Raw genomic sequence first — 14,078 nt, 5'->3', positions numbered from 1 at the left:
TCAGATCGTCGGGGCGCGGCCGCCGTAATAGTCGTCGAGCCGCCCGCCATAGGACGGATCCGCGAACGGGTCCTCGTCCGGGCCGTGGCGCGGCGCGCCGGCCAGGGTGTCGGCATCGATGTCGATGACGTAGCCGCCGAGCCGCACGTCGTAGGTCAGGGACTTCCAGGGCACCGGGTGATAGTGCTCGCCGAAGCCGAGGAAGCCGCCGAAGGACAGGACCGCGTAGGCGACCTGCCCCGAGACCTTGTCGACCATGAAGTTGTAGACGCTGCCGAGGTGCTCGCCCTTGCGGTCGTAGACCGCCGTGCCCTCGACCTTGTTCGAGGCGATCAGCCGGCGGGTCTCGTCGAGGGCGACGCCGTCGCCGGAGGGGTCGAGCTCCATCGAGCCGGGCTCGCGCAGGGGGCGTTCGTTCGGCGCGGCGCTCCCTTGGGAGAGGTCTCTTCCTGGCAGGTCGGTCGGCATGGCGGGCTCCGCTGCGGGGAGGGAAGGGGTCCTCTGGGAACCGGCCGGCCCGGCCGCGGTTCCGCCCTCACCGCGTCGCCGCGTCCTCGGCGGTTTCCTCCTGCTGCTGCTCGGCCACCTCGGTGCGCACGGTGCGGCTCGCCAGCATCATCTCGACCGCGAAGGCGGCGAGCGAGGCGAGGGTGCAGACGATCGCGGTGCCGAACAACGCGAACAGCACGCTCGCCACCGCGGCATCCCGCAGGGTGCCGACGAAAAGGGTCAGGACCGCGCCGCAGATCGCGACGCCGCCGAACGCCGCGATCACCACCGCGACGTCGAGGGCGAGGCTGCGCCGGCGCAGGTCCCGGAGCTTCGCCCGGTCGCCGGGCCGCTCGGCGATGCGGTCGGACAGCTTCTCGACCTGGTCGGCGATGCGGGCGTGCCGGGTCGAGAAGACGTTGAGCAGCGTCGCGATGCCCGAGAGCAGGAAGACCGGCGTCAGCGCCACCTGGATGATGTGGGCGGTCGAGTCGACCTGGGACGGATCGGCGGAGGGGATCATGCGGGGCCGGACAGAGAGAAGACGGGTGCGCGCCGCGCGCCAGGACGGGCCGGAGAGGGCGCCCGCCGCGATGTAGGGCGGCCCTGCCCGGGCCGCATCGCGGGGCGGGCGGTCCTGGCCGGGCGAGGAGAGCGCGCGTGAAGGCCGGCATGGGAAACTTCGTCTTTAAAATACTTTATTGGAGTATGCAATCAAGCGAGCGGCTGCGCGAAGCCGTCCCGGATGCGCGCCGTGGTGTGGTCATGCGTCATCGTCTCGAATTTTAGCGATATCCCCGCTTCCGCTGTGGCCATGCTGATCGTACGTGCGACTGCATTGCCGGTCCGGCGCCGATTTCCCCTGCAAAGCTTGACGACGAGGTAGTGCAAAACTACTGGTGCTCGCAATGGTTGCGATGATTCTCTCGGGCAGACGACCCGCCCGCGGGACTCGGATGGACGGAGGGGTGCGTGCGGGGAACAGGTGAGGGAACGGCGGAGCTTCCGCCGGAAGGGCTGGCCGCGGCGTGTGCGGCGCCGGATGCGGTCGCGACCTGGGAGTGGGACATCGGCCGCAACGTCCTGTGCGGCGATGCCCGGATGGCGGCGCTGTACGAGCTCGAACCGGCCGACCTGCGCAGCGGCGCCCCGATCCCCCTCCTCCTCGCCCGCATCCACCCGGAGGACCGCGGAGCGGTGAAGGCTCGCATCCAGCGGGCAGCCGACGAGGGCGGGTCCTACGTCGTCACCTACCGGCTGCTGTCGCGGGACGGATCCGTGCGCCGGGTCCTGTCCTGCGGTCGCTGCGTCCACGACGATGCGGGTCGACCGATCGAGGGGCGGGGCGTCATCATCGACCTGACGGGCTGCCCGACGGACGCCGGGGACGAAGCGGAAGCCGACGTCGACACCCCGGATTCTCCGCTCGAGCGCGCCGCCGAGCACGGCCTCGCCCTCCGCCGCGCCGTCGACGAGTGTCGCGATCCGTTCCTGCGCCGTCTCGCCGACATGCTCCTGCTGGAGGTCGGCCGCCGCCTCGCCGCCGAGCCTGTGCCGCCGGCGTGGAGGAACTAGGCTCCGCTCGTCCGGACCTGTCTCATACCCTCGCGCCTTCGCATCGACACGTCGATGCGAAGGCATCCGGCGCATCAGCGCCGGCGCCCATTCGGACTTGCCCGGCACCTTCGAGTCCGTTCGAAGGTGCCGCGGTATCGGAGCCTGCTCATCAAGCCCCTGCCGACCAGGAGGGGGACTTGATCTCGAGATGCGCTTGAGCGCAGGGCCTCGCCGGTGCCCGCCCGCTCAGCCCGCCGCGATCGCCAGCCGCGCCCCGTGGGTGAGCGCGAGGTCGAGGTCGCCCGCGGCCCGGCCGGCCCGGAACACCGCCGCGACCGGGCCCTCGCCCCGGGCGGCCAGCGCGTCGGCCAGCGCCCCGCCGCTCCCCGCCGGGCTCGCCAGGGTGACGGTGGTGGCGGGACCGAGCGGCAGCGTCACGGCATGGGCCGGGCTCCCCAGGATCTCGGCCTCGACCACCGGCGCCTCGGACCCGGTGCCGAGCAGGGCGGCGTAGCGGGCGCGCGAGGCCGCGGCGTCGCGCACCGCCACCGTCAGCGACGCGACCCCGGTGACGCCGTTGTCGTGGCGGCGCACGTCGCCCTCCTGCACGCGAAGGGAGCGGGGCGTGACGTCGCCGCACAGGAACGGCACGTCGGAGCCCGGAGCCCGGGCGGTCTTCCAGTCGAGGCGGGCGCCGTCCGGCCGGAAGCGGCCGCCGGCTATCGGATCGGCGATGTCGAGCCCGCGGGCTTGCGCCGCCTTCACCACGGCCTCGATGTCGCCGGGCAGGAGCGCGTGGTCGAGGAAGCCCTCGCCGGCGCGGTGATAGACCTCCGACCAGCGGTTGCCCGGCTCGGGCTTCTTGAAGGCGATCAGCTCCAGGTAGGCGCCGTCCTCGAGCACCACCAGCACGTTGTGGGTGATGCCGTTCTGGTGCTCGCCGCCGCGGATCACCGTGAAGCCGAGGCTCGAGTAATCCGCGAAGGCGGCGTCGAGGTCGGCGACCGCGATGACGAGGTGATCGAGGGTGAGGGACATCGGGTGATCCTCTTCGGGCGGCGGGAACGTCAGGCCGCAGGCAGTCATTTCAGGCCGCGGGTGCTTGGGGACGCGCCGGGATCCAGGAGCGGCCGGGCACCGCGTCGAGGAGGGCGCGGGTATAGGCGGCCTGCGGGGCGGCGAAGACCTCGGCGGTCGGGCCGGACTCGACGACTTCGCCGTCCTTCATTACGGCGATGCGGTCGCAGATCTGGCCGGCGACCCGCAGGTCGTGGGTGATGAACAGCATCGACAGGCCGAGGCGGTCGCGCAAGTCGTCGAGGAGCGCCAGCACCTGGGCCTGGACCGAGACGTCGAGGGCCGAGACCGGCTCGTCGGCGACCAGCACCTCGGGTTCGAGCGCCAGCGCCCGGGCGAGCCCGATGCGCTGGCGCTGGCCGCCGGAGAACTCGTGCGGGAACCGGTCCATCGCGGCGGGATCGAGCCCGACGAGGCCGAACAGCTCGCGCGCCTTCGCCAGCGCCTCGGAGCGGGAGACGCCTTGCAGCATCGGCCCCTGCGCCACCAGCTCGCCGGCCCGGCGCCGCGGGTTGAGCGAGGCGAAGGGATCCTGGAACACCATCTGCACCCGGCGGGCCTGGGCGCGCATCTCCCGGCGCGTCAGGGCCGCCAGATCGGTGTCGCCGAGGCGGATCGTGCCGGTCTCGGGATCGAGCAGCCGCACGATGCAGCGCGCCAGCGTCGACTTGCCGGAGCCGGATTCGCCGACGATGCCGAGGGTCGTGCCCCGCGGCAGCGACAGCCCGACGTCCCTCACCGCATGCGTGACCCGGGCCCGGCCGGGCAGGAGGCCGCCGCCCTTGCGGTAGGTCTTCGAGACGTGATCGAGCGCCAGGATCGCCGGGGCGTCGGCGAGTGCGCGCGACCGCGGCAGGAGCGGCGGCACCGCGGCGATCAGCGCCTGCGTGTAGGGCGCCCGCGGCCGGTTGAGCACGGCATCCGCGGGTCCTTCCTCGACGAGGCGGCCGGCCTGCATCACCGCGACCCGGTCGGCGATCTCCGCCACCACGCCGAAATCGTGGGTGATGAACAGGACGCCCATGCCGCGCCGCTGCTGGATCTCGCGGATCAGCGCCAGGATGCGCCCTTGCGTCGTCACGTCGAGGGCGGTCGTCGGCTCGTCGGCGATGAGGAGAGCCGGCTCGAGCGCCAGCGCCATCGCGATCATCACCCGCTGGCGCTGCCCGCCGGACAATTCGTGCGGATAGGCCCGGAGCGCCGCGGCCGGGTCCGGCATCCGCACCTCGGCGAGCAGCGCCAGGGTCTTCTCGCGGATCTCGCGGGCACTGAGGGAGGTGTGGATGCGGAAGGTCTCGGCGATCTGGTCGCCGGCCCGGCGCAGGGGATTCAGGGCCGTCATCGGCTCCTGGAAGATCATGCCGATCTGACGCCCCCGCAGGCGCCGCATCTCGGCCTCCGAGGCATCGACGAGGTCGCGGCCCTGGAACAGCACCGCGCCGCCGTCGGGCCGCACGCCCGGGGGCAGCAGACGCATCACCGTGTTGGCCAGCACCGACTTGCCCGAGCCGGACTCGCCGACGACGCACAGGATCTCGTTCGCCGCCAGCGCCAGCGAGACGTCGGTCAGCGCGTGGCTGCGGTCGCCCCCCGGCGGCAGGCGGACCGAGAGGCCTTGGACCGAGAGAAGCTCGCTCATGATGCGGCCTTGACCGGGGCGGGGCCGCGCAGGCGCGGGTTGAGGGCGTCGTTGAGGCCCTGGCCGACCAGGGACACGGCGAGCACCGTCACCAGGATCGCGACGCCGGGAATCGCCGAGACGTACCATTGGGTGCGCAGCACGCCGCGCCCGGCCCCGATCAGGTTGCCCCAGGAGGCGACGTTCGGATCCGACAGGTTGAGGAAGGCGAGCGCGCTCTCGAGCAGGATCGCCACCGCCATCACCACGCTGGCATAGACGATCACCGGGGGGAGCGCATTGGGCAGGATCTCGCGGGCGATGATGCGGATGTCGCCCATGCCGAGCACCCGGCAGGCCTGGACGAATTCGCGGTTGCGCAGGGTCAGGAACTCCGCCCGCGTCAGCCGCGCCGGGGCCGGCCAGGAGACGAGGCCGATCGCCACCGTGACGGTCGTGATGTCCGAGCCGAACACCGCGACGAGCACGAGGAGCAGGAGGAAGTTCGGCAGGGTCTGGAACGCCTCCGTCACCCGCATCAGGACGTCGTCGACGAGGCCGCCGTAGAAGCCCGCCACCGCCCCGACCGCGATGCCGATCGCGATGGCGATCACCGTCGCGACGAGGCCGATCAGCAGCGAGACCCGGGCGCCGTGGAAGACCTGGGCGGCGATGTCGCGCCCGCTCGAATCGGTGCCGAGCCAGACCTTCGGGTTGGCGAAGGGCCATTGCAGCGGCCGGCCGGCGAGGCCGAGCGGGTCCTTGGGGAACAGCACCGGCGCGGCGAGCGCCACCGCGATCACCAGCAGGAGGAGCACGGCGCCGAGAATCGCCGCTGGATTGCGCAGGTAGCGCTGCAGGGCCGCCATCGCGTCAGCGCCCCGCCGCGATGCGCGGATCGAGCCGGCCGTAGACGAGATCGACCGCGAAATTGACCGTGATGACGAGGAGCGCCGAGACGAACACGATGCCCAGCAGCGTGTTGAGGTCGCGCTGCACCACCGATTCGTAGGCGAGCCGCCCGAGGCCCGGCAGCGCGAACACGCTCTCGACCACCACCGAGCCGCCGAGCATCGTGCCGGCCTGCAGGCCCACCAGCGTCACCATGGGCAGGAGCGCGTTGCGCAATGCGTGATGCACGATCACGCCGGTCTCGCCCAAACCCTTCGCCCGGGCGGTACGGACGTAGTCGAGGCTCATCACCTCCAGCATCGAGGCGCGCATGATCCGCAGGTAGGTTGCGAGGAAGACGAGAGCCAGCGTCAGGGTCGGCAGGACGAGGTGGCGGGCGATGTCGAGCACCCGCGCGAGGCCGGTATGGCCGGCGCCGACCTCCTCGAAGCCGCCGGCCGGCAGCCAGCCGAGATGGATCGCGAACAGCACGATCCCCATCAGGCCGAACCAGAACGAGGGCGTGGCGTAGAACATCAGGCCCAGCGTCGAGATCAGGGTGTCGGGCCATTGCCCGATCCGCCGGGCCGCGAGCACGCCGAGGAAGGTCCCGCCGAGGAAGGCGAGGGTGAGGGAGGCTCCCATCAGCATCAGCGTCACCGGCAGCCGCTCGGCGATCACCGTCGCGACGGGCTTGCCGTAGATCGCCGACTGGCCGAGGTCGAGCTGCACCAGCCGCCAGAGATAGCGCGCGAGCTGGGCCGCCGCCGGCAGGTCGAGCCCGTAATAGCGGCGCAGCTCCTCGGCGGTCGCCGGATCGCCGCCGCCCATCTGGGCCATCAGGGCGTCGACCGTGTCGCCGGGGGCGAGCTGGAGCAGCAGGAACAGCCCCGCCAGGATGACGAGGAGCGTCGGCAGGCTGGCGGCGAGGCGGCGGAGCGCCAGGAGGAGGATGGTCATCGGATAGCCTCGGGCGCCGCGACGCCTCGAACCCTCCCCCCTCCGCGGGGGAGGGTGCCCCACGGAGTGGGGCGGGAGAGGGGAACCGCGTGTCCGGATGTGGCGGAACCGTTCCGGAGGGTGCGCGCTGGATCGGCGTCGCGCCGCCCCTCTCCCGGCCCCCTCCGGGAGCCACCCTCCCCCGCAGCGGGGGGAGGGTTGAGCGTGGCGCGCGTCATCGACGAAGCTCTCACGCCTCGATCCATGCATCGTGCCAGTCGGCCGAGCCCCAGCGCGGGGTGTTGTGGTCGCCGTGTACGCGCTTGCTCGTCGCCGACAGGAAGGTGCGCTCGGTCATCATCCAGACCGGGATCTCGTCGTTCACCGCACGCACCCACTGGGCGTAGAGCGCCTTGCGCTTGCCCGGATCGAGCTCGCTCGCCGCCTCGTCGGTGAGGCGGTCGACGAGGTCGGATTGCCAGCCGTACTGGTTGGTCCAGGGCGCGCCCTTCGGCGAGCCGGAGCGGTACCACACGGTGGTCGAGACCGCCGGGTCGCCGCGATACTGGTGCCAGCCGGTGGCGAGGTCGAAGTTCCAGTCACGGTAGACCGTGGACAGCGCGCCCGCGGTGTCGAGGTTGACGATGTCGACCTTGATGCCCACCGCCTGCAGCGATTGCTGGATGAAGGTGGCGAGCAAGGGCACGTCCTCGCCGTTCATGATCGGCACGAGCTTCAGCGCGAAGCGGGTGCCGCCCGCCCCGCGCTTGTAGCCGGCCTCGTCGAGGAGCGCGGCCGCCTTCTTCGCGTCGAACGGGTAGGGGACCGGGTTGTCCGGGTAGAAGGCGGTCGAGGAGGACGGGATCGGCCCGGTCGCCGGCTTGCCGAGGCCGTAGATGAAGTTCTCGATGAAGAACGGCACGTCGATGGCGTGCGCGATCGCCCGGCGCACCCTGACGTCCGAGAGTTCCTTGCGGCGGGTGTTGAACTCGAGCGTGTTGTTGAAGGCGTTGGCCTCCAGCCCCTTGCTCGACACGGTGAAGCGCGGATCCGACTTCAGCCGGTCGAGATCGGCGAGCGCCAGCGCGTTGTACGTCGAGAGCTGGACCTGGCCGGTCTCGAGCGCGGCGGAGGCCGCCGCCTTGTCGGTGATGAAGCGCCAGACGATCCGGTCGAGATAGGGGAAGCCCTCGCGCCAGTAGCTCGGGTTGCGCTCCGCGATGACGTGCTGGCCGCGCTCATAGCCGACGAACTTGAACGGCCCGGTGCCGATCGGCGCGGTGTTGGCCGGGTTCTCGAGCACGTTCGTGCCCTCGAAGACGTGCCGCGGCGCGACGTAGCCGAGGTCGCACAGAGCCCGCAGCAGCAGGTCGAGCGGCATCGGCCGGGAATAGCGGAACACCGCCGTGTGGGCATCGGGGGTGTCGACGGCGTCGAGGTATTGCTGAAGCTGCGTGCCGTAGTTGAGGTATTTCTTCCACATCTCCATCGCGGTGTACTGCACGTCCGCGGAGGTGAAGGGCTTGCCGTCGTGCCAGGTCACGCCCGGGCGTAACTTGAAGGTCACGGTCTTGCCGTCGGGCGCCGCCTCCCAGGCGGTGGCCAGAACGCCGGCCGGCTTGCCGTCCTGGTCGAGGTCGACCAGCGGCTCGACGATCTTCGAGGTGATGACGTAGACGCCGGTCGAGGCGCGGATCGCCGGGTTGAGCACCCGCTGCTCGCCGTTGAGCTGCACCGTCAGCACGCCGCCGCGCCGGGGCGCCTGGGCGGTCGCTTGGGCCGCGCCCTGGGCCAGCGCGCGCGTCAGGGCCGCCGGGCTCCAGGCCGCGGTGCCGAGCGCGAGGAGGCCGGCCCGCTTGAGGGCGTCGCGGCGGTCGATAATCATCCTTCGGGTCCCCGTCGTCGTTCGGGCGCCATCCTTGCTGCAATGCAGCGCCGGCGCAATGGACGAAGCGCGGCAATTTCCGCCTTGTCCGGAGACGATTCGTCTCCGGCGGCGCCATCGGATAGAAGAGTTGTCGTCTCTTGTCCGCCGCACGGGCATCGGGTCGCGGGGGGAAACATCGGCCGCGCGATGGCGTTCAGGCCTCGACCCCCGTCAACCCCCTCCGACAGGAGCCCCCGATGCCGTTCCCGACCCGCGCCGCTGCGGCCGCCCTCCTCGCCGTCGTCCTCACGAGCGGCGCCCGCGCCGCCAACGACCTGCCGCCGCCCAAGACCGACGCGATGCCCCCGGTCGAGGTGACGATCACCGCCGAGAACGGCGTGCCGGCCTGCGCCCCCGCCGAGCTGCGCCTGCCGGCCCAGAGCAACGTCGACCTGCACGTGACCAACCAGTCGAACCTGCAGGTCTCGCTCACCGCGCCGCAGATCTTCCAGAACAAGAACGTGCTGCACGCCAACGGCGACGTCGTCCACGTGGCGAGCAACGACGCCTACCTGGTCAAGGCCAACGGCAAGGGCGAGATCCGCCTGCGCACCATCGCGCCGGGCGAGTACACCTACGGCTGCACCGCCACCTCGAAGCAGGACAGGCCGTTCGAGGGCAAGCTGACGCTGGTCGATCCGGCGAAGTAGACGCTTCAGGCCCGAGACGAAGCATAACCCCCGTCATCTCACCCTCGATGTCATCCCGGGGCTCGGCGACGTCGAGAGCCCGGGATGACCGAGGGTTTCATACGATTTCCGATTGATCGCTTCGCGATGCGGAAATCGGCTTCGCTCAGACGCCGCGCGGGCTCGCGATACGAAATCCGGAAGTGATCTTCCGGATTTCGTATCAGTTGTTTGCCGGCTTTTCCGTCCCTTGCGGATGAAACGAGGCGGCGAGTGTCTGCACGCCTTGCGGCCAAAGGCGGTTTCAGTTTCGCACAGGTCTCCCTCTCGCAAGTGGGAGCGGGAATCACGCGCTCAAAATTTCAAGGTAAAATCAAAATCTTGGAGGTTGCTTCCAATCAGGGCTGCCGTTGGTCTCCGATGGCGGCCCGTCCGCCCTCACCGGAACGTCTTCCGCGGATCGAAGGCGTCCCGCACCGCCTCGCCGGCGAAGATCAGCAGGCTCAAGGTCACGGCGATCACCGCGAAGCCCGTCAGGCCGAGCCACGGCGCCTGCAGGTTCGCCTTTCCCTGCGCCAGCATCTCGCCGAGCGAGGGCGAGCCCGGCGGCAGGCCGAAACCGAGGAAGTCGAGCGAGGTCAGCGTGGTGATCGAGCCGTTCAGCACGAAGGGCAGGAAGGTCAGCGTCGCCACCATGGCGTTGGGCAGGAGGTGGCGGAACATGATGCGGCCGTTCGACAGCCCGAGCGCCCGGGCGGCGCGCACGTACTCGAAGTTGCGGGCGCGCAGGAATTCCGCCCGCACCACGCCGACCAGCGACACCCAGGAGAACAGCAGCAGGATCCCGAGCAGCACGAAGAAGCTCGGCGTGATGATCGACGAGATGATGATCAGCAGGTAGAGCGACGGAATCGCGGTCCAGATCTCGATCACCCGCTGGAACACCAGGTCGACCCAGCCGCCGAAATAGCCCTGCACCGCCCCGGCGAGCACGCCGATCACCGACGAGACGATCGCCAGGGTCAGGCCGAACAGCACCGAGAGGCGGAAGCCGTAGAGCAGCCGGGCGGCGACGTCGCGGCCCTGGTCGTCGGTGCCGAGCCAGTTCCACTCGATGTCGCGGCAGGTCGAGCCGCCGGTCTTCTCGGCCACCGCCTTGCACTGCGCGTCGGTGAGGAGCCAGGTCGGCGGCGCGGGGGCCGGCACCGGCAGGTCGAGGTTGTGGGTGTCGTAGGAGAAGCGGATCGGCGGCCAGATCGCCCAGCCGTGCTCGGCGATCTCCTTGGCGATCACCGGATCGCGGAAGTCGGTGCGGGCGAGGAAGCCGCCGAACGTCTCCTCCGGATAGTCGACCACGATCGGGAACAGGATCTCGCCCTTGTAGGAGACGACGATCGGCCGGTCGTTGGCGATGAACTCGGCGAAGAGGCTCGACACGAACATCAGGCAGAACAGGACGAACGACCAGTAGCCGCGCCGGTTGGCCTTGAAGTTGGCGAGCCGTCGCCGGTTGAGCGGCGACAGCCGCCCGGTGCCGGTCGGACCCGGAAGCGGCAGGCTCACCGGTCCCGCCGCCGGCGAAGTGACGGGGATCGCGTCGAGCTCGGGGGCCGGAGGGCGCTGGTTCATGCGGCGTCCCCCGGCCGGGCGGTATGCGTCAGTCGATGCGGGTCGCGGTGACGTCGATCACGCCGGGCCTCAGCGTCCCGCTGCGCTCCAGGTGATTGCGCAGCAGCTGCACGTTCCGGCGGTTGGCCTTGAAGGCGGCGTCGAACAGGTCGCCGATCAGCGGCACCGCCCCGACCACGCCGTCGATCGCGACGTTCGCCGCCATGCGGGCGATCAGCCAGCGCGGCGCACCGAGGCGGCGCGCCTCCCAGACGATGTAGGACGAGATCGCCGTGGTGATCACGTCGCCGATCACCGGGATCAGGCCGACGATCGCGTCGAGGCCGATGCGCCGGTTGCCCGGCAGCAGGATCGCGGTGTCGAGGATGTGCGCCAGCAATTCGAGCCGCGCCAGCACCTGCTCGGGGCTCGAGCCGGCCAGACCTTGATCGATCGTGGACTGCCCGGCCTTGGCGCGCAGGCCGAACGGATCGTCCTGCGTGAAGCGGTTCTCCTTGAAGTCGCTGCCTTGCCCGAAAGACCCTGCCCCGAAGGGCGGGACGCGGCCGGCCGTCTGCGAAGAGGTCATCCCGGGGCTCCGGAGCGTGTGCGTGGTGCTCATGCTCCGGGATGTGGCCCCGCTCCCCCGGTCCGACAAGGAGGCCCCGCATCAGGCCGCGCGCCCGGGTGCGAGGCCGCGCAGGCGCTCGAGGGCGCGGTCGAGGGTGTCGTCGCGCTTGGCGAAGCAGAACCGCACGATGGTCCGCACCGGCCTGTGGGCGTAGAAGGCGCTGACGGGAATCGCCGCGACGCCGTGCTGCCGCACCAGCCGCTCGCAGAAGGCGACGTCGTCGCTCTCGCCCAGGGGGGCGATGTCGAGGTTGAGGAAGTAGGTGCCGGCGGATGGCAGCACGCTGAAGCCGAGCTCCGTCAGGCCGCCCGCGAACCGGTCCCGGGCCCGGGCGAAGTCGGCCCGCATCCCCTCGAAATAGGCGTCGTCCTTCGACAGGCCGTAGGCCACCGCCGCCTGGAGGTTCGGCGGCGTGGTGAAGGTGAGGAACTGGTGCGCCTTGGCGAGCCCCTTCATGAGCCCGGGCGCCGCCATCACGAAGCCGACCTTCCAGCCGGTCAGCGAGAAGATCTTGCCGGCCGAGCCGATCTTCACCGTGCGCTCGCGCATGCCCGGGAACGCCATCAGGGGTTTGTGGCGGCGGCCGTCGAAGACGACGTGCTCCCAGACCTCGTCGCAGAGCGCCACCGCGTCGAAGCGCTGGCAGAAGCCGGCGAGCCGCGCCAGGTCCTCGTCGGGGAAGATCGTGGCGGAGGGGTTGAGCGGGTTGTTGAGCAGCACGACCTTGGTGCGCGGCGAGAAGGCGGCGGCGAGCGCCTCGTCCGTGATCCGGAAGTGCGGCGGCGTCAGGGTGACGAAGCGCGGCACGCCGCCGGCCCGGCGCACCAGCGGCAGGTAGGCGTCGTACATCGGCTCGAACAGCACGACCTCGTCGCCGGGCTCGATCAGGGCCATCAGGGCGCCGGCCAGCGCCTCGGTGGCGCCCGAGGTCACCATCACCTCGGTGTCGGGATCGAGGTCGAGCCCCTGCCAGCGGGCGTAGTGCTGCGCGATTCCCCGGCGCAGCTCCGGCAGCCCCATCATCGGCGGGTACTGGTTCCAGCCCTCGACAACCGCCTCGGCGGCCCTGGCGCGCACGTCGGCCGGGCCCGGATCGTCCGGGAAGCCCTGGCCGAGATTCACGGCGCCGGTCTCGCGGGCGAGCGCCGACATCACCTCGAACACGGTGGTCGGCAGGTCGGCGAAGATGGGGTTCATGCGGGGCAGCGGGTTCGAAAGGACGGGACGGCGCCTCGCTACCATGCCGGGGGGCCGGACGGAACCGAGCGGCGCGGCCCCTGGGACGTCAGGTCACGACCGGAGCGACGGGGCGGTCACGCGACCGGCGGCGCGGCGGGCGCTCCCGTCCCGTCCGCTACGATCCGGCAATCCGCCACCGTCGCCCGCGCGGTCTCGATGGCGATCGAGACCGCCGTCATCGTGCGCGTATCGAGCTCGCGCCGGCGCATGTCGCGCACGACCTCGATGGCGAGCCTGTCGATCTCGACCGCGAGGCCGGCGATCGTCTCCGGGTCGCGCAGGGACCGCGCCTGGTCGGTGATCTCGAGCAGCCGGTCGGTCACCTCGTCGATGCGCTCGCGCCGCAGGCTCGCCAGGCGCTGGCGCAGCCAGGCCACCGCCGAGGCGAGGCCGCCCCCGAGGGCCGCCAGCAGGTAGAGCGTGTCGCCGTAGCGCTCGACGAAGCCGTGCTGCTCGCGCTCGAAATAGTCGATGGCGCCGGGATGGATCGGGATGCGGGCGCTCGTCGCCGCGACCGTGGTCTCGTAGGCCGGAGCCTGGACGTATTCCGCCGCGTCGGTCTCCTCGGCGGCGGCGGTGCGCAGCTCGAACAGGTGCTGGGTGACGTCGGCGGCGACGGCGCGGCTGAGCGAGGTGCGGGCCATCAGCCGGTAGGAGGCGCCGACCGTCTTGACGTCGTCGGCCGGCAGCTTCGGCCGTCCGCCGAACAGGCCGGCCGGCACGGTGACCGCCTGGAGGCGGGGGAAGCGCTCGATCACCGCGTCGCTGTCGGCCACGTCGACGAAGTCGAGCTTGCCGGCGCGGCCGACCCCCCGCACCGCCTCGACCAGCGCCCGCGCCTTCGGTGCCGAGGCGGCGATGATGCTGACGAAGGCGTCGATGCGCTTGTCGCGGATTGCCGCCGCCGCGTCCGACCCGTCGATGGCGACGAGGCGCACCGTGTTGCCGGGCACCGGCACGGCCGCGGGCGCCGCCTCGGGATTCTCCAGCGTCAGGTTGTAGTAGGCGAGGATGTTCTTGAGCAGCCAGAAATCGGCGCTGCGATGGGCCGCGATGCCGAGGCGCTTCCCCGACAGCTTCGGGAAGCTCGTGATGCCGGAGCCCTCGGGCGAGACGATCAGCATCGCCTGGTCGCGCAGGATCGCGAGCGTCAGGCCGTTCTTCGGCAGCAGCACGTCTGGCCGCACCACCGCGAGGTCGGCCCGGCCGTCCTGGAGGGCCGCCGCGCTCTCGCGCACGTCCTCGAAGGACAGGATCTTGAGCCGGATGTTCTCGCGTCCGGTCTCCAGGGCGTCGGCATAGGCCTTGATGAGGGCGGGCTCGGTCCCGTCCCGCGGCGCCACCGCGATGGTGAGCGTCGTCGCCTGACTGAGATAGAGCGCGACCCCGATCGCCGCGGCGAGCGCCGCGACGACCAGGGCCGCGAAGGTCTCGCGCCGCAGGACCCAGTCCGGGAGGGCGGGCATCGGCGCG

Annotated in this window: 14 protein-coding genes; 3 read left to right on the top strand and 11 right to left on the bottom strand. The window is 71.1% G+C overall.

The annotated features are described in order from the left end of the window. A complete protein-coding gene (locus A5481_RS07850) occupies positions 1-468 on the bottom strand; it encodes a PRC-barrel domain-containing protein (protein ID WP_048435856.1) in 468 nt (155 codons plus the stop codon). 67 nt (positions 469-535) lie between these two features. Then, positions 536-1,012, bottom strand: a complete 477-nt coding sequence (locus A5481_RS07845; protein ID WP_048435857.1) for a DUF2721 domain-containing protein — start codon at positions 1,010-1,012, stop codon at positions 536-538. Positions 1,013-1,149: 137 nt separating this feature from the next. Here A5481_RS07845 and A5481_RS35685 point away from each other — a divergent pair, with 137 nt between their 5' ends. Beyond that, entirely contained in the window at positions 1,150-1,278 is a 129-nt protein-coding gene (locus A5481_RS35685; RefSeq protein WP_280818899.1) for a hypothetical protein, read from the top strand. A 183-nt stretch (positions 1,279-1,461) separates the two neighbouring features. Then, positions 1,462-2,064, top strand: coding sequence for a PAS domain-containing protein (locus A5481_RS07840; RefSeq protein ID WP_156311989.1), 603 nt, complete (start codon positions 1,462-1,464; stop codon positions 2,062-2,064). 228 nt (positions 2,065-2,292) lie between these two features. Here the strand turns inward: A5481_RS07840 and A5481_RS07835 are convergent, their stop codons facing one another. From A5481_RS07835 to A5481_RS07815, 5 genes are all read right to left on the bottom strand, one after another. Continuing rightward, positions 2,293-3,084 (bottom strand): VOC family protein, encoded by a 792-nt coding sequence (locus A5481_RS07835; RefSeq protein ID WP_048435867.1) that lies wholly within the window; start codon positions 3,082-3,084, stop codon positions 2,293-2,295. A gap of 49 nt (positions 3,085-3,133) precedes the next feature. After that, complete coding sequence (locus A5481_RS07830; protein ID WP_048435859.1) at positions 3,134-4,762, bottom strand: ABC transporter ATP-binding protein; 1,629 nt, start codon at positions 4,760-4,762, stop codon at positions 3,134-3,136. Beyond that, positions 4,759-5,610, bottom strand: a complete 852-nt coding sequence (locus A5481_RS07825; RefSeq protein WP_048435860.1) for an ABC transporter permease — start codon at positions 5,608-5,610, stop codon at positions 4,759-4,761. Before A5481_RS07825 ends, A5481_RS07830 begins: the two co-directional genes overlap by 4 nt. 4 nt (positions 5,611-5,614) lie before the next feature. Further along, the gene (locus A5481_RS07820) at positions 5,615-6,592 is read right to left on the bottom strand and encodes an ABC transporter permease (protein ID WP_048435861.1); all 978 of its coding nucleotides are present in this window, start codon (positions 6,590-6,592) and stop codon (positions 5,615-5,617) included. 229 nt (positions 6,593-6,821) lie between these two features. Next, the gene (locus A5481_RS07815) at positions 6,822-8,456 is read right to left on the bottom strand and encodes an ABC transporter substrate-binding protein (protein ID WP_064503868.1); all 1,635 of its coding nucleotides are present in this window, start codon (positions 8,454-8,456) and stop codon (positions 6,822-6,824) included. 239 nt (positions 8,457-8,695) lie between these two features. On the opposite strand from A5481_RS07815, the gene A5481_RS07810 reads away from it, so the two are divergent. After that, positions 8,696-9,148, top strand: coding sequence for a cupredoxin domain-containing protein (locus tag A5481_RS07810; RefSeq protein WP_048437084.1), 453 nt, complete (start codon positions 8,696-8,698; stop codon positions 9,146-9,148). Positions 9,149-9,565: 417 nt separating this feature from the next. Here the strand turns inward: A5481_RS07810 and A5481_RS07805 are convergent, their stop codons facing one another. From A5481_RS07805 to A5481_RS07790, 4 genes are all read right to left on the bottom strand, one after another. Next, positions 9,566-10,756: an ABC transporter permease gene (locus tag A5481_RS07805; RefSeq protein ID WP_048437083.1), complete on the bottom strand. Its 1,191-nt coding sequence runs from the start codon at positions 10,754-10,756 to the stop codon at positions 9,566-9,568. A gap of 28 nt (positions 10,757-10,784) precedes the next feature. Next, on the bottom strand, positions 10,785-11,324 hold the full coding sequence (locus tag A5481_RS07800) for a DUF4112 domain-containing protein (protein WP_082173563.1): 540 nt from the start codon (positions 11,322-11,324) through the stop codon (positions 10,785-10,787). A gap of 81 nt (positions 11,325-11,405) precedes the next feature. After that, entirely contained in the window at positions 11,406-12,563 is a 1,158-nt protein-coding gene (locus tag A5481_RS07795) for an aminotransferase (RefSeq protein WP_048437082.1), read from the bottom strand. A 116-nt stretch (positions 12,564-12,679) separates the two neighbouring features. Beyond that, the gene (locus A5481_RS07790; RefSeq protein WP_048437081.1) at positions 12,680-14,071 is read right to left on the bottom strand and encodes a TAXI family TRAP transporter solute-binding subunit; all 1,392 of its coding nucleotides are present in this window, start codon (positions 14,069-14,071) and stop codon (positions 12,680-12,682) included. Positions 14,072-14,078 lie beyond the last annotated feature (7 nt).

Origin of the sequence: Methylobacterium platani, from assembly GCF_001653715.1 — a bacterium.
GTDB classification, from domain to species: Bacteria; Pseudomonadota; Alphaproteobacteria; order Rhizobiales; family Beijerinckiaceae; genus Methylobacterium; species Methylobacterium platani.
This window is presented reverse-complemented; position numbering and strand designations above follow the sequence as displayed.